Genomic DNA, 23817 nt, shown 5'->3' on the forward strand with positions numbered 1-23817 from the left:
TCCCTTGAAGTTGCATCGGGTCTCCTTGCGGCCGGCGCATCGCACCGGCCGCGGGTCATTCAGAATTCCTGCTGGTGGGCCTGGGGGGGCTGCTTGCGGGGCGTCGGGGCGAAGCCAGGCTTGCCGGACAGTACATTGTGCGCACGCTCCAGGTCGATGTCCTTCTCCCAGCGGGCGATGGCCACGGTGGCGACGCAGTTGCCGATCAGGTTGGTCAGCGCCCGGCCGATGCCCATGAACCAGTCCACCGCCAGCACCAGCACCAGGCCCACCACCGGGATCGCCGGCACGGCGGTCAGGGTCGCGGCGAGGATCACCAGGGCCGAACCTGGGATGCCATGGGCACCCTTGGACGTCACCAGCGACACCAGTAGGATGGTCAGCAGGTCGGTCATGGCCAGCGGCGTGCCGGTGGCGTTGGCGATGAACACGATGGCCAGGGTCAGGTAGATGGAGAAGCCGTCGAGGTTGAACGAGTAGCCGGTGGGGATCACCAGGCCCACGGTGGAGCTGCCGATGCCCAGGTGCTCGAGCTTGCGCATGATCTGCGGCAGCACGGCGTCGGAGGAGGCGGTACCGAGGACGATGGTCAGCTCCTCGCGCAGGTACTTGATGAACGGCAACAGCTTCATGCCCGACAGGCGCATCACCGTGCCGAGGATGATCAGCACGAAGCCCGCGCAGGTCAGGTAGAACAGCGCCACCAAGCCGCCCAGGTGCTGCAGCGACTCCAGGCCGTACTTGCTGGTGGTGAAGGCGATGGCGCCGAACACGCCCAGCGGCGCCAGGCGCACGATCATGCCCATGATGCGGAACACCACGTGGCTGAGCTCGTTGATCAACCGCGAGATACCCGAGGCCGACTCGCCTACCAGGTTCAGCGCGCTGCCGAACAGCACCGAGAACAGCAGCACCTGGAGGATGTTGTTGTCGGCGAAGGCGCCGACCACCGATGTCGGGATCAGGTCCATGAAGAATGCTGCTGCGCCGTGGATGTGTTGGCTGCGCTCGGCCAGGTTGCTGGCATCGGCGCTGGAGAGCTGGTCCAGGTGGATGTTGGCGCCGCTGCCGATGCCGGTGCTGAAGGCGAACACCAGGCCGATCACCAGGGCGATGGTGGTCAGCACTTCGAAGTAGATCACCGACTTCAGGCCGATGCGTCCGACCTTCTTCAGGTCGCCCGCGCCGGAAATGCCGCTGACCACCACGCAGAAGACGATCAGGCCGATGAGCATCTTGATCAGCTTGATGAAGCCGTCACCCAGGGGTTTGAGTTGCAGGGAAAGGTCGGGGAAGCTGAGACCGCAGGCAATGCCGAGGGCCAGGCCCAGCACGACTTGGAGGAAGATCGAACGCGAGCACCATTTGAGCATGGGAGGGATCTCTGGTCGGTGTCCTTGCTTCGATGCCGGGAGGGGCGAAAGAGCGCAGGACTTAATTATTGTGGTCTTACCGGTTTGTTCAGCGCCGGATCATAAAACCGTGAAATTTTCGTTTTTGCAAGGATTTTTGGCCTTACCGGTCTGACCAGTTGTGGTGCAGTCTGGTACAACACGCTCTGGGACGGTGCAGAGGGGTCAATGGGGCCGTTCATCGCTCCCGGGGCGGGGCTTCAGGCGTGGCCAAGGCCTGGTCCACGGCTGCAATTAGCTTGCCAAGGTCCTTGGGCGGGGCCTTGTGGATCACGCCGAACAGGTAGGCACGCTGCTCCTCTTCGTCGTCCGGTTCGGCGAAGAAGGCCTTGGGTTTGACGCCCAGCACCGTGGCGAATAGCAGGAGGGCATCGATGCTGGGGGTGTAGGTACCGGTCTCGAAGCGGCTGATGGTCTTGGGATCGAAGCCGGTCCGCTCGCCAAGTTGCGCCTGCGTGAGGCCCGCCAGCTTGCGATAGCGGCGCAGGGCAGAGCCCAGACCTGATCTCGTCATCGCTTGTTTCCCATTTGGAATCAAGAACTTAACGCTAAATTTCAGCGTAAGGCAACAGCATGCGGCATCACCTTTGTTGGCAAAATGTGATGGTGTTCGTAGAATTCGATTTTCGGCCGATCAGCCATCGTTGATGTACGGGCCTCGGCCGGGTTCGTGCCGGGCCGTAGGTGAAGGCGCCAGCGGATATTGGAACTGATCGAGGATGAACGGTTCCGGCCTGCCTCCGTCATGGGGCGGGGCGTCGGATCGTCAGTGAATGGAGTCTCATCGTGCCTCTCGACCTGCCGGGTTTCCCGGCCGAACACTGCGTTCCCGACCAGCCACGGCGTATGCTTCATTGGCATGGTCGGATCGGTGCCGGGCCTCGCGCCCTGGCACGGCTCTTCGAACGCTAGGGTGCCGCGATGGACGAAAACTACCGCGCCGCCGTGGATGCCGCCGCGATCTTCTCGGAAACCGACCTGCGCGGGCGGATCACCTATGTCAACCAGCAGTTTTGCCGTATCTCCGGCTACAGCCGCGAGGAGTTGCTCGGGGTCAACCATCGCATTCTCAATTCCGGCCTGCACGAGCCGGAGTTCTTCAGCGGCATGTGGCGTGCCCTGGTCGCCGGCAAAGTGTGGCGGGGCGAGATCTGCAACCGTGCCAAGGACGGGTCGTTGTATTGGGTCGACAGCACCATGGTGCCGCTGCTCGATCCGCTCACCGGGACGGTGCGCAAGTACGTGTCGATCCGCTTCGACGTCACCGAGAAGCGCCAGTTGCTGCATACCCTGCAATGGCGGGTCGGTCACGATGTGCTGACCGGCCTGCCCAACCGCGCCTACCTCTGCGACCTGCTCGGCCAGGCCATGGCCTTTTCCCGCCGGGAAGACATTTCCCTGGCGGTCTGCATGCTCGACCTGGATGGCTTCAAGGCGGTCAACGACGGCTATGGTCATGCCATCGGCGACCTGCTGCTGGTCGAGGTGGCGCAGCGCCTGAAGGGTATCCTGCGCGGTGGCGATGCGGCGGCACGGCTGTCGGGCGACGAGTTCGTGCTGATCCTGCGGCATGTCGAAGGCAGCCGCCAGTTGCATGCCGCCCTGCAACGGATTCTCCGGGCCCTGGCTGCGCCCTATGTGATCCGCGGTCAGCCGTTGTCCTTGAGCGCCAGCATCGGCGTCACCCTGTTCCCCCAGGACGACGAGGATGCCGACACCCTGGTGCGCCATGCCGACCAGGCCATGTACGTGGCCAAGCAGCGCGGGCGCAATCGTTACCATGTGTTCGACGTGTCCCATGAGCTGGAACTCAGGGCTACCCACCAGGCCGTGGCCCGGGTGCGCAAGGCCTTGCGCCAGGACCAGCTGGTGTTGCACTACCAGCCCAAGGTGAACATGCGCAGTGGCCAGGTGCTCGGCTTCGAGGCGTTGCTGCGCTGGCTGCACCCGGACAAGGGGGCGGTACTGCCTGGCGAGCTCCTGTCGCAGGTGGAGCAGACCGACCTGGTCGTGGAAATCGGCGAATGGGCCATCGGCCAGGCCCTGGCACAGCTGCAGCGATGGCAGGGCTGCGGTTGGTCGGTGAGCGTCAACATCGCCGCACGACACCTGCAGAGTGGCGACTTCGTCGAACGCCTGGAGAGGTTGCTGGCGCGGTACCCAAGCGTAGGCCCGGGGCAACTGGAGCTGGAGATCGTCGAGTCGGTGGCGGTCGACAACCTGCAGCACGTCAGCCGCTGCCTGGAGGCCTGCCGGGCGCTGGGGGTCGCGGTTTCCCTGGACAACTTCGGCACCGGCCATTCCTCGCTGAACCACCTCAGGTGCCTGCCGGCCCGGACTATCAAGATCGACAGCACGTTCGTGCGCGATATCCTGCATGACCCTGATGAGCGGGCGCTGGTCCGTGCGGTGCTCGGCCTGGCCCATGCCTTTGGCCGCAGGGTGATTGCCGAGGGGGTGGAGAGCCTGGAGCATGGGCAGGTGCTGATGGAGCTGGGGTGTGATCTGGGCCAGGGGCACGGCATTGCCCCGCCGATGCCGGCGCAGGCGGTGCCGGGATGGGTGCAGAGGTTCCGGCAGCCGGTGGCGTGGCGGCAGGTGTGAGTCGGGGGAGGGGATGGTAGGAGGAAGAGAGGGCTTGCGAGTACTGGGACTGCTTCGCGCCCCATCGCCGATTGGTGAACACCGCTGGACCCTGTGGGAGATCCCCCAGCCTTTGGGCTGCGCTGTCACGCAGAGAACTGATAGTGGCTTTACGCGGCCCCTGTGGGAGCGGGTTTACCCGCGAAGACGTCGGTGAATCCACTACCGTCTTCGCGGGTAAACCCGCTCCCACAGGTCCCTGCTAAATCAATGAGTTAGCGTTTGTTCTATGAGCGCGGCCTTGTCGGGGCGCCGTACCGGTCGGAAAGGGGCGCGAAGTGGCCTCAGATTGCAGTAGGAAGTGGCCGCCACAGCAAGAAAGCCGGCTCACCCGCTCACTCGTTCGAGGCCGCCACCCCTCGCTCCCGCAGCCGCTTGTATAAAGTCGTGCGGCTGATCCCCAATGCCCGGGCCACCGACGAAAGATTGCCATTGGCCTGGCGCAGCAACTCGCCCAGGTCCGCCTCGCGTGGCGCTGCGCACACGGGGTACACGGACTCTTCCACCTCGGCCAGGAAGCTGCCGGGCAGATGCTCCACGCCAATGGGGGCCGGCCCCGCCAAGGCCAGGGCCACCTGCATCACGCTGACCAGCTCGCGCAGGTTGCCCGGCCAGGGATGGCGCTCGAACAAGACGAGGATCTCGGCCGGCAGGCGCTGCGGCTGGCCAGGCTCGCGGTAGCGCGCATGCACCTGTTCGATCAGCGCCCGCCGGTCGCTGCGCTCGCGCAAGGGCGGCAGCAGCACTGCCAGCCCGGCGATACGGTAGTACAGGTCCTGGCGGAAGCGCCCCGCCCGGACCTCGGCGGCCAGGTCGCGGTTGCTCGCCGAGACCACGCGAATGTCCACCGCCACCGGTTCGCCGCTGCCCAGCGGCTGGATGCTGCGCGTCTGCAGCACGCGCAGCAGGCGGGCCTGGGTCGGCAGGGGCATGTCGCCGATCTCGTCGAGGAACAGGATGCCCTGGTCGGCCTTGCGGATCAGCCCAGGGTTGCCCTTGTGATGGGCGCCGGTGAAGGCGCCTTTCTCGTAGCCGAACAGTTCCGACTCCACCAGTTCGGCAGGGATCGCCGCGCAGTTGACCGCCACCAGCGCTTGCCCGGCGCGGCTGCTGGCCTGGTGCAGGGCCTCGACGAAGACCTCCTTGCCAACGCCGGTCTCGCCCTGGACCAGCACCGGTATGTCCTTCTCCAGCAGCAGGCCGGCCTGGGCCAGGGCTTTTTCCAGCCGCGGGTCGCCGCTGCGGGGCGAAGGCGGGAGGGGCGCGCCATGCGGTGCATGCCATAGGCAATGGAAGCGATTGCGGCCGGTAGCCTGCAGGGCGAAGGCCTGGCCTTCGGCCTGTGCCAGGATCTGCCGCAGGGGGATCTGGAACAACTGCTCCAGGCTGTGTTGCAAGGGGTTGCGGCCGAGCAGGCTGTCGGCCCGGTGGTTGGCGGCCAGCACCCGGCCGCGCTCATCGAACACCAGCAGGCCGGCCCAGGGGCTGTCCAGGTTGTCCGGGGCGCTGTTGAACAATAGCTGCCGGTGCTGCCCGCCATGGCGAGCCAGGATCAGGCGGTTCTCCAGGCTCTGGCCCATCATGCGTACCAGGCCGAGGGTCTGGGCGGCGGGCAGGTAGCCGTCGCTGGCGACATCGAGCACACCCACCAGTTGGCGCTCGGCATCGAACAAGGGCGCCGCGGCGCTGGCCATGTAGCGGTTCTGGCGCAGGAAGTGCTCGTCCTGGCCCACATGCAGCGGCTCGCCGCAGACCAGCGCGGTGCCCAGGGCATTGGTGCCCACGCCGCGTTCGTGCCAATGGGCGCCGGCGACGAAGCCGTGTTGCTGGCGCGGGTCGACGAAGCGCCGCGTGCCCCATGCGTCGAGCAGGCAGCCGCTGGCATCGCCGAGCATCACCAGGTAGCTGGAGTTGCCCAGCAGGTGCGCGTAGTGCGGCAGGACCTCGTCGCGGGTCAGGCGCAGCAGGGCCTGGCGGCGTTCCAGCAGGGCGTTGAGCTCGGCCTTGGTGAGGCAGTCGAAGTCCGGCGCGCTCTGGGGCTCCAGGCCATGGTCGCGGCAACGCGCCCAGGAGGCCTGGATCAGTTGGGCATGGGTCGAAGCGGATGCGGCCATGGGCCTGTCCTTTAGGGTTATCGTTTTCTGCCGACCGCTGTTCAGTGTCGTCCAGGGTTGTTCATTGTCAAACCCACAGCTGTTCAGTTGTTCAGCGAATGTGTTCAGTTGCGAACCGGTGCTGGCCACTGTGAGCGCCCCACGCCCCGGGCCAGAGCGGGTGAGGGAAACTGGCACGGAACTGGCTTTTTTCGTCGGACGATCACCACAGGAAGGCCACGCCATGTCTCTGGTGCTGGAACAGGTCAGCCGTAGCGTCGACAACCAGGCATGGATCGCCGACGCCAGCCTGCGCCTGGAGCCCGGATCGTTCAATGTCCTGCTGGGCCGCACCCTGGCCGGCAAGACCAGCCTGATGCGCCTGATGGCCGGCCTCGACCGCCCGGACCGTGGCCGCGTGCTGATGGATGGCGAAGACGTCACTGGCCGGCCGGTACGCTCGCGCAACGTGTCGATGGTCTATCAGCAGTTCATCAACTACCCGACCCTCACGGTGTTCGAGAACATCGCCTCGCCCCTGCGCCAGGCGCGGCTGCCCGAGCAGCAGATCCGTCGCCGGGTACAGGAAACCGCCGAGATGCTGCACATCGAGCCCTACCTCCAGCGCCTGCCATTGGAGCTCTCCGGTGGCCAGCAGCAACGCACGGCGATGGCCCGGGCATTGGTCAAGGATGCCTCGCTGATCCTGTTCGACGAGCCGCTGGTCAACCTCGACTACAAGCTGCGCGAAGGCCTGCGCCAGGAGCTGCGCGCCCTGTTCGCCGCGCGCCGCTGCATCGCCGTGTACGCCACCACCGAGCCCAGCGAGGCCCTGGCCCTGGGGGGCACCACCACCCTCCTGCATGAGGGGCGCATCATCCAGAGTGGTCCCACGGCCGAGGTCTACCACCGCCCCTGCAACGTGCTCGCCGCCGAGCTGTTTTCCGAGCCGCCGATCAACCTGGTGCTCGGGCGTATCAGTGGTAACGAGGTGAGCCTGGCCGACGCCGTGCACTTCGCCCGCAATGCCGACCTGCGCCACCTGGGTGATGGTGGCTACCGCTTTGGCGTGCGGCCCAGCCACATCACCCTGGTGCCGTCCCACGATGACGACCTGGAGCTGGCGGTGCTGGTGGAACTGGCCGAGATCAGCGGTTCGGAGACCTTCCTGCATGTGCGCAACGAGCACTGGCGGATGGTCCTGCACCTGCCCGGCGTGCACGAATACCCGGTGGACACGCCGATACGCGTGTTCATCCCCACCCACAAGCTGTTCGTCTTCGACAGCGACGGGGCACTGGTGCAGGCACCGGGCCTGCGCGAAGCGAGGAGCGCCTGATGGCCGAGATCCGCCTGCGCCGACTGGCCCATAGCTATGAGCGTCGACCATCGACCCAAGCCGACTACGCCCTGCATGAGCTCGAACACGTGTGGGAGCAGGGCGGGGCCTACGCCTTGCTCGGGCCGTCGGGCTGTGGCAAGTCGACCCTGCTCAATATCATTTCTGGCCTGCTCAGCCCGTCCCAGGGCGAGGTGCTGTTCGATGACCAGCCGGTCAACCACCTCTCGCCCCAGGCGCGCAACATCGCCCAGGTGTTCCAGTTCCCGGTGGTGTACGACACCATGAGCGTCTTCGACAACCTGGCCTTTCCGCTGCGCAATCAGGGCCTGGATGAGGCGCGGGTGCGCGCCCGGGTCGAGGAAATCGCCGAGGTGCTCGAGCTCGCCGGGATGCTGGGCAAGAAGGCGCGCAACCTCAGCGCCGACGAGAAGCAGAAGGTCTCCATGGGCCGTGGCCTGGTGCGTGACGATGTCTCGGCGATCCTCTTCGACGAGCCGTTGACGGTGATCGACCCGCACCTGAAGTGGAAGCTGCGGCGCAAGCTCAAGCAGATCCACGAGCAGTTCAACATCACCATGATCTACGTCACCCATGACCAGTTGGAGGCTTCGACCTTCGCCGACAAGATCGCGGTGATGCATGGCGGGCGCATCGTCCAGTTCGGCACCCCGCGAGAGTTGTTCGAGCGGCCTGGGCATACCTTCGTCGGTTATTTCATCGGCAGCCCGGGGATGAACCTGGTCGAGGTGCGTGCCGAGGGCCGCGGGGTGGCCTTCGGCGATGTGCACCTGACGCTGCCGGAGGGGATCGTCGAACGCCTCGCCGAGCGCCCCGGCGCGCGGCTGCAGGTCGGCATACGCCCAGAGTTCGTGCAGGTCTGGGACGGGCCGTTCGACGGTGCTTTCGAGGCCCGCGTGCTGGATGTGGAAGACCTGGGCACCTACCGCATTCTCACCTTCGCGCTGGGCGGTGCGACGCTCAAGGCGCGCCTGGGCGAGGATCGCACCTTCCCCACCGGGACGGCCTGGGTCAGCCTGCCGGCGCAATGGCTGATGCTCTATGCCGACGACGTGCTGGTGGAGACTTAGCCGTGAACAAGGTGCCGAACAACAAGGCCTGGTGGCTGGTGCTGCCGGTGTTCGTCCTGGTGGCGTTCAGTGCCGTGGTGCCGATGATGACCGTGGTCAACTATTCGGTGCAGGACATTTTCGACCCGTCCAACCGCTATTTCGTCGGCACCGACTGGTATCGCCAGGTGCTGCGCGACCCGGCCCTGCACGATGCGCTGTTGCGTCAGTTCGTCTACTCGGGTTGCGTGCTGCTGATCGAGATTCCTCTGGGGATCGCCATCGCCCTGACCATGCCGGGCAAGGGGCGCCTGGCGTCGGCCTGCCTGATCGTCATGGCCATCCCGCTGCTGATCCCGTGGAACGTGGTGGGCACCATCTGGCAGATTTTCGGGCGTGCCGATATCGGCCTGCTCGGCGCGACCCTGGGGCAACTGGGGATCAACTACAACTATGCCAGCGACCCCTTCGATGCCTGGATCACCGTGCTGGTGATGGATGTCTGGCACTGGACGTCGCTGGTGGCGCTGCTGTGCTATTCCGGCCTGCGTGCGATACCCGACGTCTACTACCAGGCCGCGCGCATCGACCGTGCCTCGGCCTGGGCGGTGTTCCGGCACATCCAGTTGCCCAAGCTGAAGAACGTGCTGTTGATCGCGGTGATGCTGCGCTTCATGGACAGCTTCATGATCTACACCGAGCCGTTCGTGCTCACCGGCGGTGGGCCTGGCAACGCGACCACTTTCCTCAGCCAGACCCTCACGCGCATGGCGGTGGGGCAGTTCGACCTGGGGCCGGCGGCGGCGTTTTCGCTGGTGTATTTCCTGATCATCCTGCTGGTGTCCTGGCTGTTCTACACGGCCATGACCCATGCCGACAAGGACTAGGCCATGACCCTGCGCAAGGCGTTGCCGCTGCTCCTGTACGTGCTCTTCTTGCTGGTGCCGATCTACTGGCTGCTGAACATGTCGTTCAAGAGCAACAGCGAGATCCTCGGCGGCCTGACCCTGTGGCCACAGGACTTCACCCTCGACAACTATCGGGTGATCTTCACCGATGCCAGCTGGTACAGCGGCTACATCAATTCGCTGTACTACGTGTGCCTGAACACCCTGATCTCGCTGGCGGTGGCGCTGCCGGCGGCCTATGCCTTCTCGCGCTATCGTTTCCTGGGCGACCGTCACCTGTTCTTCTGGCTGCTGACCAACCGCATGGCGCCGCCGGCGGTGTTCCTGCTGCCGTTCTTCCAGCTGTATTCGTCCATCGGCCTGTTCGACACCCACATCGCCGTGGCCTTGGCCCATTGCCTGTTCAACGTGCCGCTGGCGGTGTGGATCCTCGAGGGGTTCATGTCTGGGGTGCCCAAGGAAATCGACGAAACCGCCTACATCGACGGCTACAGCTTCCCGCGCTTCTTTGTGAAGATCTTCATTCCGCTGATCGGCTCGGGGATTGGTGTCACGGCGTTCTTCTGCTTCATGTTTTCCTGGGTCGAGCTGCTGCTGGCGCGCACCCTGACCTCGGTGAGCGCCAAGCCGATCGCTGCGGTGATGACCCGCACCGTGTCGGCCTCGGGGATCGACTGGGGCGTGCTGGCCGCCGCTGGGGTGCTGACCATCCTGCCGGGCATGCTGGTGATCTGGTTCGTGCGCAACCATGTGGCCAAGGGTTTCGCCCTGGGCCGGGTGTGAGGAGGGCAGACGATGGAGTGGATGGCCTGGACCTTGCCCACGGCGCTGTTCTTCGCCGCCGTTGGCGTGCTGTTGGTGTGCATGACGTTTTACGAGCTGCGCCGCCCGTGCCTTGCGCGCCGCGGTTTCCTGCCGATCGCCACCACCCGCGGCGACCGGCTGTTCATCGGCCTGCTGGCCAGCGCTTACCTGCACTTGCTGGTGATCGGCGTCAGCGACTGGCCGCTGTGGGTAGCCTCGCTGCTGTCGCTGGCCTGGCTCATGGTGGTGCTGCGCTGGGGCTGACCGGCGCCGTGGATCAATCAATCGGGAGAGCACAATGTTCGATAACGACAAGAACCGGCGACATCTGACCCTGGCCGTGCTGCTGCTCGTCGGCGTGCAGGGTTCGGCCTGGGCCGACCAGTACGAGGACGCGGCGAAGAAGTGGATCGACAGCGAATTCAAACCCTCGACCCTGACGCCGGAGCAGCAGTTGGCCGAGCTCAAGTGGTTCATCAAGGCGGCCGAGCCGTTCCGTGGGATGAAGATCAACGTGGTGTCGGAAACCATCACTACCCACGAGTACGAGTCCAAGGTGCTGGCCAAGGCCTTCAGCGAGATCACCGGCATCCAGCTGACCCACGACCTGCTCCAGGAGGGCGACGTGGTGGAGAAGCTGCAGACCCAGATGCAGTCGGACAAGAACATCTATGACGGCTGGGTCAATGATTCCGACCTGATCGGCACCCACTTTCGCTATGGCAAGGTGGAGTCGATCACTGACCTGATGGCCAATGAAGGCAAGGCCTACACCTCGCCGACCCTGGACCTGCAGGATTTCATCGGCCTTTCCTTCACCACCGCGCCAGATGGCAAGGTCTACCAGTTGCCGGACCAGCAGTTCGCCAACCTCTACTGGTTCCGTGCCGACTGGTTCGAGCGGCCGGAGCTCAAGGCCAGGTTCAAGGAGAAGTACGGCTACGAGCTGGGGGTGCCGGTGAACTGGTCGGCCTACGAGGACATCGCCCAGTTCTTCAGCGAGGACGTCAAGGAAATCGATGGCAAGCGCGTCTACGGGCACATGGACTACGGCAAGAAGGATCCATCCCTGGGCTGGCGCTTCACCGACGCCTGGTTTTCCATGGCCGGTGGCGGCGACAAGGGCCTGCCCAACGGCCTGCCGGTGGACGAGTGGGGGATTCGCGTCGAGGACTGCCATCCGGTCGGCTCCAGCGTCACCCGTGGCGGCGACACCAATGGCCCGGCGGCGGTGTATGCCACGCAGAAGTACGTGGACTGGATGCGCGCCTATGCGCCCAGGGAGGCGCAGGGCATGACCTTCTCCGAGGCAGGGCCGGTCCCGGCCCAGGGCAACATCGCCCAGCAGATCTTCTGGTACACCGCTTTTACCGCCGACATGACCAAGCCTGGTCTGCCGGTGGTCAACGCCGATGGCACACCGAAATGGCGCATGGCGCCGTCGCCCAAGGGGCCGTACTGGGAGGAGGGGATGAAGCTGGGCTACCAGGATGCCGGCTCGTGGACCTTCTTCAAGTCCACCCCCGAGAAGCAGCGCCTGGCCGCCTGGCTGTACGCCCAGTTCGTCACCTCCAAGACCGTGTCGCTGAAGAAGACCATCGTCGGCCTGACACCGATCCGCGAGTCGGACATCAACTCCCAGGCCATGACCGACCTGGCGCCCAAGCTCGGTGGGCTGGTGGAGTTCTACCGCAGCCCGGCGCGGGTGCAGTGGACGCCCACCGGCACCAACGTGCCTGACTATCCGCGCCTGGCCCAGCTGTGGTGGAGCCACATCGCCGAAGTGGCCAGCGGCGAGAAGACCCCGCAACAAGCCCTGGATGGCCTGGCCCGCGACCAGGACCGCATGCTCGAACGCCTGCAGCGCTCCAACGCCCAGGCCACCTGTGCACCCAAGCTCAACCCCGAGCGCGGTGCCCAGTACTGGTTCGACCAGCCAGGTGCGCCGAAGCCGAAACTGGCCAACGAGAAGCCCAAGGGGGAGACGGTGAGCTATAGCGAACTGCTCAAGTCGTGGGAGGCGGCGCGCAAGTGATCGGGTGGGGAACCCTGGTTGTTCCGTCGCCGGCTTTCAGCGGTTTCGTCATTTGAGGCCGCTTCGCGGCTCATCGCCGGCAAGCCGGCTCCCATAGGTTCACCACTGCCTGCAAATCCGAGGGAGCGTGGGGGGGCGGCCTTGCTGGAGGAGGGGCATGCTTCCAGATACGACAAAGGCAGCTAAAAAGCTGCCTTTGTGTGCCCGAGATTCTCAAGGTCTTCCCAATCTTGTGAGCGGCTGGGGAGAAGCCTTTGAAAACGGGCAGTCATATGGTGCGGACGAAGAGACTCGAACTCTTACAGCTTGCGCCGCTGGAACCTAAATCCAGTGTGTCTACCAATTTCACCACGTCCGCGTGGAGCACTTAAAGCAAAGGCGCCAGATTATACAATCAAGGCGCCTTTGTGGAATATGGGGTGGACGATGGGAATCGAACCCACGACAACTGGAATCACAATCCAGCGCTCTACCAACTGAGCTACGCCCACCATATTGCGGTACTGCGTTACAACTTCACTTGCGTGCCAAAGCTGCCTAATGGCGCACCCGGCAGGACTCGAACCTGCGACCATCCGCTTAGAAGGCGGATGCTCTATCCAGCTGAGCTACGGGCGCATATTCAATCTGCTTTCTGTTACGATTGCAAATCAACTTTCAGCCCTACCGAACAAGCTAGCAAATCCGCTCATTCTGCCTGACCTTGCTAGCCAGTGCTAGGCTCTGCCCGACAAGTGCGACGAATGTTATAGACGAGCCGAAAGGTCGTCAACACTTTTTTCAAAAAAATTTAGTTTATTTAAGGGGTTAGGGGATTTGCCCGACCACCCGCCTTTGCCCTCGGGCCGTGTCGTGCGAGAATGCGCCCTCTTTTTATGTTCCCTTCTCGATGGTTAATCACGCGTCTATGACTGCACACCTAATCGATGGCAAGGCGATCGCCGCCAACCTGCGCCAGCAGATCGCTCAACGTGTCGTGGAGCGTCGCCAGCAAGGCCTGCGCACGCCTGGCCTGGCGGTGATCCTGGTCGGTACCGACCCCGCCTCCCAAGTCTATGTCTCGCACAAGCGCAAGGACTGCGAGGAGGTCGGCTTCATTTCCCAGGCCTTCGACCTGCCCAGCGATACCACGCAGCAAGCCCTGAGCGACCTGATCGACCGCCTCAACGACGACCCGGCCGTCGACGGCATCCTCCTGCAGCTGCCACTGCCCGCGCACCTGGACGCCTCGCTGCTGCTCGAGCGCATTCGCCCAGATAAAGATGTCGACGGCTTCCACCCCTACAATATCGGCCGCCTGGCCCAGCGCATCCCACTGCTGCGCCCCTGTACCCCCAAGGGCATCATGACCCTGCTGCACAGCACCGGCCAGGACCTGTATGGCATGAATGCGGTGATCGTCGGCGCCTCGAACATCGTTGGCCGCCCGATGGCGATGGAGTTGTTGCTGGCCGGCTGCACCGTCACCGTCTGCCACCGCTTCACCAAGGACCTGGCCGGCCACGTCGGTCGCGCCGACCTGGTGGTGGTGGCCGCCGGCAAACCGGGCCTGGTCAAGGGTGAGTGGATCAAGGAAGGCGCCATCGTCATCGACGTCGGCATCAACCGCCAGGAAGACGGCAAGCTGGTGGGCGACGTGGTGTTCGAAACCGCCCTGCCGCGCGCGGCTTGGATCACCCCGGTGCCAGGCGGCGTCGGCCCGATGACCCGGGCGTGCCTGTTGGAAAACACCCTGTATGCAGCGGAAGAGCTGCATAAGTAAGACGGCGCGTGGCGATTTTTCTTATCGCCGCCGCAGGTCCTGTGGGGCCAGGCTTGGTGCAATGCCAGCCAATCAAGTGGCATTGGGGCTGCAAGGCAGCCCCCTTGGCCCACGGCTCAAACACCTCGTCTTACACCTCCCCACAACGCTCGCTCGAATCGCGCACACCTGGCCTTTACGTACGCGATAATTGGCGAGCCCAAAAATAATTGATTTTCATTTCCCTTTTTCCGACCTTCGCGTGACCTCTCTTGCAAGAACATTTCAATCTGCAAGGGAGCGCTACGTGGAAAGCACACAGCCGATGCGATTACGCAAGTGGTAAAGCCAGCGGTGATGGTCGTTGTACAGCGTGCCCAGGTGGGCATTGAGCGCAGATGGGGAGTGACTGGTGTCCATTTGGAGCGAGACCGGCGTCGGCAAATCGAGTGCTCATTATATCGAGATTTATTCTCATATGAGAGTGACCGTTATTTTAGATGTGGTGCTCCACTTTGCCGTGGGCTCGAGTCGGACGGTTTCAGTGCTCCAGGCAGACCCGGGCGTGCCGATTGGCGTGCGGAGCTGGTGACGGCCTGGTAAAAACTGATAGATTTCAGCCGGTTGAAAAGGGGGCTCGCAGCCCCGATAAAGGAAGAGTCGCATGATCGCAAAAGAAGCCCGCCAGGCATTGGCGCTGCAGCGCTTCGCCGAGGCCAATCCGCAGTTGCTCGAGGAAATCCGCGAACTGGATGCGCGCGAGCAGGCCCAGCAGATCCAGTGGGCTTTCGAGGATGCGGCCGATGAGCAGGGGATCGAGCCCTGGGAACTGGCCCTGCAACTGATCGCCGAGAGCCCTGAGCAACTGAAGGCCATGCGCCTTGAGGTGCACCGCGAGGTGGCCGAGGCGCTGGGCTTGGCGTGGGAAGAGTACTGCCAGTTCAACGAGATCGATGCCCAATAGGCACTCCCTGCGTTTCGCTGCATTTGTTTGACAAGTTTTTACAACCCGCGCGATGACCAACCACCGCCGCGCGGCCAGCATCTGGAAAGGGGCCGACGGCGCGCCGTGCGGGCTTTTCAATGAAATCGACCGGCGTGGTTTCCCATCGTCCCGGGTGGGGTGACTTCTGGTGCGCGAGTCACTAGAATGCTTGCCCTTGATTCTGGAGTCGGGCTATCGCCGGCTAACGTCTGTGCAACGAGGAATATCCATGCAAGTTTCTGTTGAAAACACTTCCGCTCTCGAGCGTCGCATGACCATCGCCGTTCCGGCCGAGCGCGTCGAGACCGAAGTCAACAAGCGTCTGCAACAGACTGCCCGTCGCGCCAAGGTTCCAGGCTTCCGTCCTGGCAAAGTGCCTATGAGCGTGATCCGTCAGCGTTACGAAGACGCCGCCCGTCAGGAAGCCTTCGGTGACCTGGTCCAGGCTTCCTTCTATGAAGCCGTGGTCGAGCAGAAGCTGAACCCGGCTGGCGCCCCCGCGGTAGAGCCGAAGTCCTTCGAGAAGGGCAAGGACCTGGAATTCGTCGCCATCTTCGAAGTCTTCCCCGAGTTCACCGTTGCCGGTTTCGAGTCGATCAACGTCGAGCGCCTGAGCGCCGAAGTGGCCGACGCCGACCTGGACAACATGCTGGAAGTGCTGCGCAAGCAGAACGTGCGTTTCGAGGCCGTCGAGCGCGCCGCGCAGAACGACGACCAGGTCAACATCGACTTCGTCGGCAAGATCGACGGTGAAGCCTTCGCCGGCGGTTCGGCCAAGGGCACCCAGCTGGTGCTGGGCTCCGGCCGCATGATCCCGGGCTTCGAAGACGGCCTGGTCGGCGCCAAGGCCGGTGAAGAGCGCGTCGTCAACGTGACCTTCCCCGAGGACTACCAGAACCTCGACCTGGCCGGCAAGGCCGCCGAGTTCACCATCACCGTCAACAGCGTCGCTGCTCCGCAACTGCCGGAACTGAACGAAGAGTTCTTCGCCCAGTTCGGCATCAAGGAGTCTACCCTGGAAGGTTTCCGCGCCGAAGTCCGCAAGAACATGGAGCGCGAGCTGCGCCAAGCGATCAAGGCCAAGGTCAAGAACCAGGTCATGGACGGTCTGCTGGCCGCCAACCCGATCGAAGTGCCCAAGGCGCTGCTGGAAAACGAAGTCAACCGTCTGCGCGTGCAGGCCGTCCAGCAGTTCGGTGGCAACATCAAGCCAGAGCAACTGCCGGCCGAGCTGTTCGAAGAGCAGGCCAAGCGTCGCGTGGTCCTGGGCCTGATCGTCGCCGAAGTGGTCAAGCAATTCGAGCTCAAGCCGGACGAAGCCAAGGTTCGCGAGATGATCGAGGAAATGGCCTCGGCCTACCAAGAGCCTGAGCAGGTCATCTCCTGGTACTACAAGAACGACCAGCAGCTGAACGAAGTCCGTTCGGTTGTGCTGGAAGAACAAGTTGTAGATACTGTCCTGCAGAAAGCGACTGTGACCGACAAGTCGGTCTCGTACGAGGAAGCCGTCAAGCCAGCGCAGGCACCTGCCGCCGCTGAGTGATTTCCTCCCTCGTAGGAAACCCCCACAAGCCAGCCTTCGCGCTGGCTTGTGCGTATTCAAGCCATGACTATTTGGGAGTGAGTGCAGGACATGTCCCGCAATTCTTATATTCAGCAGAGCTCTGACATCCAGGCCGCAGGCGGCCTGGTCCCGATGGTTATCGAGCAGTCCGCCCGTGGCGAGCGCGCCTACGACATCTACTCGCGCCTGTTGAAGGAGCGGGTGATCTTCCTGGTCGGCCCCGTCGAGGACTACATGGCCAACCTGGTAGTGGCGCAACTGCTGTTCCTTGAAGCGGAAAACCCGGACAAGGATATCCATCTGTACATCAACTCGCCGGGTGGCTCGGTCACTGCCGGGATGTCGATCTACGACACCATGCAGTTCATCAAGCCGGACGTCTCGACCATCTGCATCGGCCAAGCCTGCAGCATGGGCGCCTTCCTGCTGGCTGCCGGTGCCCGTGGCAAGCGTCACTGCCTGCCGAACTCGCGCGTGATGATCCACCAGCCGCTCGGCGGCTTCCAGGGCCAGGCGACCGACATCGAGATCCATGCCCAGGAAATCCTCAACATCAAGGCGCGCCTGAACGAGCTGCTGGCCTACCACACCGGCCAGGACCTCGAGACCATCAAGCGCGACACCGAACGCGACAACTTCATGAGCGCCTCGCGCGCGGCCGAGTACGGCCTGATCGACTCGGTCTACGACAAGCGGCAACTGGCGTCCTGAACCAAGGTGCCAGAGCGGGTGGGCGCGGAATGCGTCTACCTGCGGACTTGAAAAAGCCCGCGATTGCCTTCATCTTGTGTTTCATGCCTACCGGATTGGATCGATCGAATGACTGACACCCGTAACGGCGAGGACAGCGGCAAATTGCTCTATTGCTCCTTCTGCGGCAAAAGCCAGCACGAAGTGCGCAAATTGATTGCCGGGCCCTCGGTATTTATCTGCGACGAGTGCGTCGACCTGTGCAACGACATCATCCGTGAGGAGGTGCAGGAAGCCCAGGCCGAGAGCAACGCGCACAAATTGCCATCGCCGAAAGAAATCAGCGGCATCCTGGACCAGTACGTCATTGGTCAGGAGCGCGCGAAGAAGGTGCTGTCCGTAGCGGTGTACAACCACTACAAGCGCCTGAACCAGCGTGACAAGAAGGGCGACGAAGTCGAACTCGGCAAGAGCAACATCCTGCTGATCGGGCCGACCGGCTCGGGCAAGACCCTGCTCGCCGAAACCCTTGCACGCCTGTTGAACGTACCGTTCACCATTGCCGACGCCACCACCCTGACCGAAGCCGGCTACGTGGGCGAGGACGTCGAGAACATCATCCAGAAACTGCTGCAGAAGTGCGACTACGACGTGGAAAAGGCCCAGATGGGCATCGTCTACATCGACGAGATCGACAAGATCTCGCGCAAGTCGGACAACCCGTCCATCACCCGTGACGTCTCGGGCGAGGGCGTGCAGCAGGCACTGCTGAAGCTGATCGAGGGCACCGTGGCCTCCGTGCCGCCCCAGGGTGGCCGCAAGCACCCGCAACAGGAATTCCTGCAGGTCGATACCCGCAACATCCTGTTCATCTGCGGTGGCGCGTTCTCGGGCCTGGAAAAGGTCATCCAGAACCGCTCCACCAAGGGTGGTATCGGTTTTGGTGCGGAAGTGCGCAGCAAGCAGGAAGGCAAGAAGGTTGGCGAGTCCCTGCGCGAGGTCGAGCCGGACGATCTGGTCAAGTTCGGCCTGATCCCCGAGTTCGTCGGCCGTCTGCCGGTGCTGGCGACCCTCGACGAGCTGGACGAGGCGGCGCTGATGCAGATCCTCACCGAGCCGAAGAACGCCCTGACCAAGCAGTACGCCAAGCTGTTCGAGATGGAAGACGTCGACCTGGAGTTCCGCAGCGATGCGCTCAAGGCCGTTGCCCGCAAGGCCCTGGAGCGCAAGACCGGCGCCCGTGGCCTGCGTTCGATCCTCGAGGGCGTGCTGCTCGACACCATGTACGAAATCCCTTCGCAGAAGGACGTCTCCAAGGTGGTGATCGACGAGAGCGTCATCGATGGCACCTCGCAGCCGCTGCTGATCTACGAGAACAGCGAGCCGCAGGCCAAGGCCGCGCCTGACGCCTGAGTCGGAGCGTGACAGCGTGCAAGAAAGGGGCCTACGGGCCCCTTTCTGCTTTTCCTATCTCAGCGCTTGTATTTTCCCGGGCCTGCCCCCACATTAGGTCCAAGCATCATTTCCACCGGTTTCCGGCCACAAGGCCGCTGTAGAGGCGAAATCATGAAGACCACCCTCGACTTGCCTCTTTTGCCATTGCGCGATGTCGTAGTCTACCCGCACATGGTCATCCCGCTGTTCGTGGGGCGTGAGAAGTCCATCGAAGCCCTCGAGGCCGCGATGACGGGCGAGAAGCAGATCCTCCTGCTGGCCCAGAAGAATCCAGCCGACGACGATCCGGGCGAAGACGCCCTGTACCGCGTCGGCACTATCGCTACCGTTCTGCAACTGCTGAAGCTGCCCGATGGCACCGTCAAGGTGCTGGTCGAGGGCGAGCAGCGCGGCGCGGTCGAGCGTTTCAGCGAAGTGGACGGGCACGTGCGTGCCGAAGTCAGCCTGATCGACGAGGTCGAGGCGCCCGAGCGCGAGTCGGAAGTCTTCGTGCGCAGCCTGCTCTCGCAGTTCGAGCAATACGTGCAGTTGGGCAAGAAGGTCCCGGCCGAAGTGCTGTCCTCGCTCAACAGCATCGAGGAGCCGGGGCGCCTGGTCGATACCATGGCCGCGCACATGGCGCTGAAGATCGAGCAGAAGCAGGAGATCCTCGAGATCGTCGACCTGCCGACCCGCGTCGAGCATGTCCTGGCGCTGCTGGATGCGGAAATCGACCTGTTGCAGGTGGAGAAGCGCATCCGTGGCCGGGTCAAGAAGCAGATGGAGCGCAGCCAGCGCGAGTACTACCTGAATGAGCAGATGAAGGCCATTCAGAAGGAGCTCGGCGATGGCGACGAAGGGCACAACGAGGTCGAGGAGCTGAAAAAGCGTATCGACGCTGCCGGCCTGCCCAAGGACGCCCTGGCCAAGGCCCAGGCCGAGCTGAACAAGCTCAAGCAGATGTCGCCGATGTCTGCCGAGGCCACCGTGGTCCGCTCGTACCTCGACTGGCTGGTGCAGGTGCCGTGGAAGGCCCAGAGCAAGGTGCGCCTGGACCTGGCCAAGGCCGAGGAGATCCTCGATGCCGACCATTACGGCCTGGAGGAGGTCAAGGAGCGCATCCTTGAGTACCTCGCCGTGCAGAAGCGCGTCAAGAAGATCCGTGGCCCGGTACTGTGCCTGGTCGGCCCGCCCGGGGTCGGCAAGACCTCCCTGGCCGAGTCCATCGCCTCCGCCACCAACCGCAAGTTCGTACGCATGGCCCTGGGCGGCGTGCGTGACGAAGCCGAGATTCGTGGTCACCGGCGGACCTACATCGGTTCGATGCCGGGCCGCCTGATCCAGAAGATGACCAAGGTGGGCGTGCGCAACCCGCTGTTCCTGCTCGACGAGATCGACAAGATGGGCAGCGACATGCGTGGCGACCCGGCCTCGGCGTTGCTGGAGGTGCTCGACCCCGAGCAGAACCACAATTTCAACGATCACTACCTGGAGGTCGACTACGACCTTTCGGACGTGATGTTCCTGTGCACCTCGAACTCGATGAACATCCCGCCGGCGCTGCTCGACCGTATGGAGATCATCCGCCTGCCTGGCTACACCGAGGACGAGAAGGTCAACATCGCGGTCAAGTACCTGACGCCCAAGCAGGTCAAGGCCAATGGCCTGAAGAAGGACGAGCTGGAGATCGATGTTTCGGCGATCCGCGACATCATCCGCTACTACACCCGTGAAGCGGGCGTGCGGGGCCTGGAGCGGCAGATCGCCAAGGTCTGCCGCAAGGTGGTCAAGGAACACGCCGGCCAGAAGCAGGTGAAGGTCAAGGTCACCAGCGAGCAGCTCGAGCACTTGCTCGGCGTGCGCAAGTTCCGCTACGGCCTGGCCGAGCAGCAGGACCAGATCGGCCAGGTCACCGGCCTTGCCTGGACCCAGGTGGGCGGCGAGCTGCTGACCATCGAGGCGGTGGTCATCCCCGGCAAGGGCCAGTTGATCAAGACCGGCTCGCTCGGCGACGTCATGGTCGAATCGATCACCGCGGCGCAGACCGTGGTGCGCAGCCGCGCGCGCAGCCTGGGCATCGCTGCCGATTTCCACGAGAAGCACGACGTGCACATCCACATGCCCGAGGGCGCCACGCCCAAGGATGGCCCTAGCGCCGGCATCGGCATGTGCACCGCGCTGGTCTCGGCGCTGACCCAGATCCCGGTACGTGCCGACGTGGCCATGACCGGCGAAATCACCCTGCGCGGCCAGCTCCTGGCCATCGGCGGGCTGAAGGAAAAGCTGCTGGCGGCGCACCGCGGTGGGATCAAGACGGTCATCATTCCCGAGGAAAATGTCCGCGACCTGAAGGAGATTCCGGAAAACATCAAAGAGGATCTTCAGATCAAACCGGTCAAATGGATTGACGAAGTCCTCCAAATTGCGCTGCAATACGCCCCGGAGCCCTTGCCAGATGTGGCTCCGGAGATTGTCGCGAAAGATGAAAAGCGCGACGGCGATGCTAAGGAAAGAATCAGCACGCACTAGTACGTATTTCGCTGGGGGGCTTTCCTTGACAGTTTTTTCGGGCCCTTGTTATAAAGCGGCACGCCAGTGTCAACAGGCCGCCCAGCGCTCGTTTCATAAGCTTTTCATTAAATACTTAGAAACAAACTCAATAGAGATATAAGGGGACTTAGAGTGAACAAGTCGGAACTGATTGACGCTATTGCCGCATCCGCTGACATCCCGAAAGCTGTAGCCGGCCGTGCGCTGGACGCAGTCATCGAATCCGTCACCGGCGCCCTGAAGCAAGGTGACGATGTTGTACTGGTTGGCTTCGGTACCTTCTCGGTCAAGGAGCGCGCCGAGCGTACCGGCCGCAACCCGCAGACCGGCAAGGCGATCAAGATCGCTGCCGCCAAGGTTCCAGGTTTCAAGGCTGGCAAGGGCCTGAAAGACGCCGTCAACTAAGTCGTCTCTTTCAGCCGGACCTGGTCACGCCAGGCCCGACCGCGTGACGAAGGGGGCGCAAACGTTCCCGTTGGCACGCTCGCTTTGAAAAGGCGCATCCACAGGATGCGCCTTTCTTCTATCAGGATTCTACCCACGCTCCGCGGTTGTCGACGCAGTGGTACAACCGTTTCTGGGGGACGCATGCTGCAGAATATCAGGGACAATTCACAAGGTTGGATTGCCAAGACCATCATCGGCCTTATCGTCGTGCTGATGGCGCTGACCGGCTTCGAGGCCATTTTCCAGGCCACCAGCCATAGCCAGGACGCCGCCAAGGTGAACGGCCAGACCATCAGCCAGAACGAGCTGAGCCAGGCTGTCGACATGCAGCGCCGCCAGCTGATGCAACAGCTGGGCAAGGATTTCGACCCAGCGCTGCTGGACGAGAAAATGCTGCGTGAAGCCGCGCTCAAGGGGCTGATCGACCGCAAGCTGCTGTTGCAGGGCGCCGAGGATGCCAAGTTCGCCTTTTCCGAGGCCGCGCTGGATCAGTTGATCCTGCAGACGCCAGAGTTCCAGGTCGACGGCAAGTTCAGTGCCGAACGATTCGACTCGGTCATTCGCCAGATGGGCTACGGGCGCATGCAGTTCCGCGAGATGCTGGCCGAGGAAATGCTCATCGGGCAGCTGCGCACCGGCCTTGCCGGCAGCAGCTTCGTCACCGACAAGCAGGTCGAGGCCTTCGCCCGCCTGGAGAAACAGACCCGCGACTTCGCCTCGCTGACCTTCAAGGCCGACGCGGCCGTGGCCCACGTCAGCGACGACGAGGTCAAGGCGCACTACGACCAGCACGCCAAGGAGTTCATGACCCCCGACCAGGTGGTCATCGACTACATCGAGCTGAAGAAGTCGGCCTTCTTCGACCAGGTCACGGTCGACGAGGACGCGCTCAGGAACCTCTACGAGAAGGAAATCGCCAACCTGGCCGAACAACGCCATGCCGCGCACATCCTCATCGAGGTCGACGACAAGACCTCCGATGCCCAGGCCAAGGCCCGCATCGAGGAAATCCAGCAGCGCCTGGCCAAGGGTGAAGACTTCGCCGTGCTGGCCAAGGAGTTCTCCCAGGATCCGGGTTCGGCCAGCAGTGGCGGTGACCTGGGTTTCGCAGGCCCCGGCGTCTATGACCCGGCCTTCGAGGAGGCGCTGTACAAGCTGGGCGAGGGGCAGGTCTCGGCGCCGGTGCGTACCGAGTTCGGCTACCACCTGATCAAGCTGTTGGGCGTCGAGGCGCCGGAAGTACCGACCTTCGCCAGCCTGCAGGACAAGCTGACCCGCGAGCTTAAGACCCAGCAGGTCGAGCAGCGCTTCGTGGAAGTGACCAAGCAGTTGGAAGATGCTGCCTTCGAGGCGTCCGACCTGGCCCAGCCGGCCCAGGACCTGGGCTTGAAGGTACAGACCTCGGCGCCGTTCGGTCGTGAAGGCGGCGAGGGCATCACTGCCAACCGTGCGGTGATTCAGGCCGCCTTCAGCGAGGAGGTGCTGGACGAAGGCGCCAACAGCAACGCCATCGAGCTGGACCCGGAGACCGTGGTCGTGCTGCGCGTCAAGGAGCATCGCAAGCCCGAGCAACTGCCGCTGGACGCCGTGGCCAAGAGCATCCACGAGCACCTGGCCAAGGAGAAGGCGATCGCCGAGCTCAAGGCCAAGGCCGACAAGCTGATTGCCGAACTGCGTGATGGCTCCCGGACGCCGGACGCTGCGGTCGAGGGCCAGGCCTGGAAGGTCCAGGAGGCCGTCACCCGTGGCCAGGACGGTATCGACCCGGCTGAACTGCAGGCGGTGTTCCGCCTGGCCAAGCCCGAGGCCAAGGACAAGCCGGTCTATGGCAGCGTGGTCCTGGCCGATGGCAGCCTGGTGCTGCTGCAGCTCAAGGGCGTCAACGAAGGTGCCGCGGCTACCGACGAGGAGAAGGAGCAGATCCGTCGCTACCTCGCCTCGCGCGCTGGCCAGCAGGATTTCGCGGCCTACCGCAAGCAGCTGGAAGCCAACGCCGAGATCACTCGCTACTGAGTGCATCCCTCCAACGAAACAGGCCGCGTATGCGGCCTGTTTCGTTTCTGTCCCAGTGCTACCTGTCCCGGTCCATTCTTGGGGCTGCT

At 63.5% G+C, this 23817-nt stretch carries 18 protein-coding genes and 3 tRNA genes; 15 read left to right on the top strand and 6 right to left on the bottom strand.

Annotated features, from left to right (window positions below; genetic code table 11):
- Positions 1-59 precede the first annotated feature (59 nt).
- On the bottom strand, positions 60-1373 hold the full coding sequence (locus tag ABFA30_RS11470; protein WP_253091345.1) for a C4-dicarboxylate transporter DctA: 1314 nt from the start codon (positions 1371-1373) through the stop codon (positions 60-62).
- Between the two features lie 217 nt (positions 1374-1590).
- A complete protein-coding gene (locus tag ABFA30_RS11475) occupies positions 1591-1926 on the bottom strand; it encodes a helix-turn-helix domain-containing protein (RefSeq protein WP_225790136.1) in 336 nt (111 codons plus the stop codon).
- A gap of 407 nt (positions 1927-2333) precedes the next feature.
- Between ABFA30_RS11475 and ABFA30_RS11480 the strand changes: the two genes are divergently transcribed.
- Complete coding sequence (locus tag ABFA30_RS11480; RefSeq protein ID WP_410045452.1) at positions 2334-4016, top strand: putative bifunctional diguanylate cyclase/phosphodiesterase; 1683 nt, start codon at positions 2334-2336, stop codon at positions 4014-4016.
- A 374-nt stretch (positions 4017-4390) separates the two neighbouring features.
- On the opposite strand, the gene ABFA30_RS11485 is transcribed toward ABFA30_RS11480, so the two are convergent.
- Positions 4391-6169, bottom strand: a complete 1779-nt coding sequence (locus tag ABFA30_RS11485; RefSeq protein ID WP_368815987.1) for a sigma-54-dependent Fis family transcriptional regulator — start codon at positions 6167-6169, stop codon at positions 4391-4393.
- Positions 6170-6392: 223 nt separating this feature from the next.
- On the opposite strand from ABFA30_RS11485, the gene ABFA30_RS11490 reads away from it, so the two are divergent.
- Genes ABFA30_RS11490 through ABFA30_RS11515 form a run of 6 tightly spaced genes read left to right on the top strand, consistent with a single transcriptional unit; the run spans position 6393 to position 12304 of the window.
- Entirely contained in the window at positions 6393-7487 is a 1095-nt protein-coding gene (locus tag ABFA30_RS11490; RefSeq protein WP_410045453.1) for an ABC transporter ATP-binding protein, read from the top strand.
- Positions 7487-8578, top strand: coding sequence for an ABC transporter ATP-binding protein (locus ABFA30_RS11495; RefSeq protein WP_410045454.1), 1092 nt, complete (start codon positions 7487-7489; stop codon positions 8576-8578). The genes ABFA30_RS11490 and ABFA30_RS11495 overlap by 1 nt, the downstream gene beginning before the upstream one ends.
- A 2-nt stretch (positions 8579-8580) precedes the next feature.
- Entirely contained in the window at positions 8581-9444 is an 864-nt protein-coding gene (locus ABFA30_RS11500) for a carbohydrate ABC transporter permease (protein ID WP_225790141.1), read from the top strand.
- Positions 9445-9447: 3 nt separating this feature from the next.
- Positions 9448-10248 carry a carbohydrate ABC transporter permease gene (locus tag ABFA30_RS11505; RefSeq protein WP_225790142.1) on the top strand — a complete coding sequence of 267 codons (801 nt, stop codon included), beginning with the start codon at positions 9448-9450 and terminating at the stop codon, positions 10246-10248.
- A gap of 12 nt (positions 10249-10260) precedes the next feature.
- Positions 10261-10533 carry a DUF2160 domain-containing protein gene (locus ABFA30_RS11510; RefSeq protein ID WP_253168384.1) on the top strand — a complete coding sequence of 91 codons (273 nt, stop codon included), beginning with the start codon at positions 10261-10263 and terminating at the stop codon, positions 10531-10533.
- Between the two features lie 34 nt (positions 10534-10567).
- Positions 10568-12304 carry an extracellular solute-binding protein gene (locus ABFA30_RS11515; RefSeq protein ID WP_368815984.1) on the top strand — a complete coding sequence of 579 codons (1737 nt, stop codon included), beginning with the start codon at positions 10568-10570 and terminating at the stop codon, positions 12302-12304.
- A gap of 273 nt (positions 12305-12577) precedes the next feature.
- Here the strand turns inward: ABFA30_RS11515 and ABFA30_RS11520 are convergent.
- From ABFA30_RS11520 to ABFA30_RS11530, 3 genes are all read right to left on the bottom strand, one after another.
- Positions 12578-12662, bottom strand: a tRNA-Leu gene (locus ABFA30_RS11520).
- 57 nt (positions 12663-12719) lie between these two features.
- A tRNA-His gene (locus ABFA30_RS11525) sits at positions 12720-12795 on the bottom strand.
- 50 nt (positions 12796-12845) lie between these two features.
- Positions 12846-12922 (bottom strand) — tRNA-Arg (locus ABFA30_RS11530).
- A gap of 289 nt (positions 12923-13211) precedes the next feature.
- Between ABFA30_RS11530 and folD the strand changes: the two genes are divergently transcribed.
- The 8 genes from folD to ABFA30_RS11570 all read left to right on the top strand — a co-directional run bounded on the left by folD (position 13212) and on the right by ABFA30_RS11570 (position 23728).
- Positions 13212-14066: a bifunctional methylenetetrahydrofolate dehydrogenase/methenyltetrahydrofolate cyclohydrolase FolD gene (folD, locus tag ABFA30_RS11535; RefSeq protein ID WP_368815983.1), complete on the top strand. Its 855-nt coding sequence runs from the start codon at positions 13212-13214 to the stop codon at positions 14064-14066.
- A 643-nt stretch (positions 14067-14709) separates the two neighbouring features.
- Positions 14710-15009, top strand: a complete 300-nt coding sequence (locus ABFA30_RS11540; protein ID WP_410045455.1) for a DUF6388 family protein — start codon at positions 14710-14712, stop codon at positions 15007-15009.
- Between the two features lie 250 nt (positions 15010-15259).
- Entirely contained in the window at positions 15260-16573 is a 1314-nt protein-coding gene (gene tig / locus ABFA30_RS11545; RefSeq protein WP_253081334.1) for a trigger factor, read from the top strand.
- Between the two features lie 90 nt (positions 16574-16663).
- Positions 16664-17305: an ATP-dependent Clp endopeptidase proteolytic subunit ClpP gene (gene clpP / locus ABFA30_RS11550; protein ID WP_225790148.1), complete on the top strand. Its 642-nt coding sequence runs from the start codon at positions 16664-16666 to the stop codon at positions 17303-17305.
- A 108-nt stretch (positions 17306-17413) separates the two neighbouring features.
- The gene (clpX, locus tag ABFA30_RS11555) at positions 17414-18697 is read left to right on the top strand and encodes an ATP-dependent Clp protease ATP-binding subunit ClpX (protein ID WP_043213487.1); all 1284 of its coding nucleotides are present in this window, start codon (positions 17414-17416) and stop codon (positions 18695-18697) included.
- A 153-nt stretch (positions 18698-18850) separates the two neighbouring features.
- A complete protein-coding gene (lon, locus tag ABFA30_RS11560; protein WP_410045456.1) occupies positions 18851-21247 on the top strand; it encodes an endopeptidase La in 2397 nt (798 codons plus the stop codon).
- A 153-nt stretch (positions 21248-21400) separates the two neighbouring features.
- Positions 21401-21673, top strand: coding sequence for a nucleoid-associated protein HU-beta (gene hupB / locus ABFA30_RS11565; RefSeq protein ID WP_011533117.1), 273 nt, complete (start codon positions 21401-21403; stop codon positions 21671-21673).
- A gap of 183 nt (positions 21674-21856) precedes the next feature.
- Positions 21857-23728: a SurA N-terminal domain-containing protein gene (locus ABFA30_RS11570; protein ID WP_410045457.1), complete on the top strand. Its 1872-nt coding sequence runs from the start codon at positions 21857-21859 to the stop codon at positions 23726-23728.
- Positions 23729-23817 lie beyond the last annotated feature (89 nt).

Source organism: Pseudomonas sp. HLMP, from assembly GCF_046365545.1.
GTDB lineage: Bacteria > Pseudomonadota > Gammaproteobacteria > Pseudomonadales > Pseudomonadaceae > Aquipseudomonas > Aquipseudomonas guariconensis_B.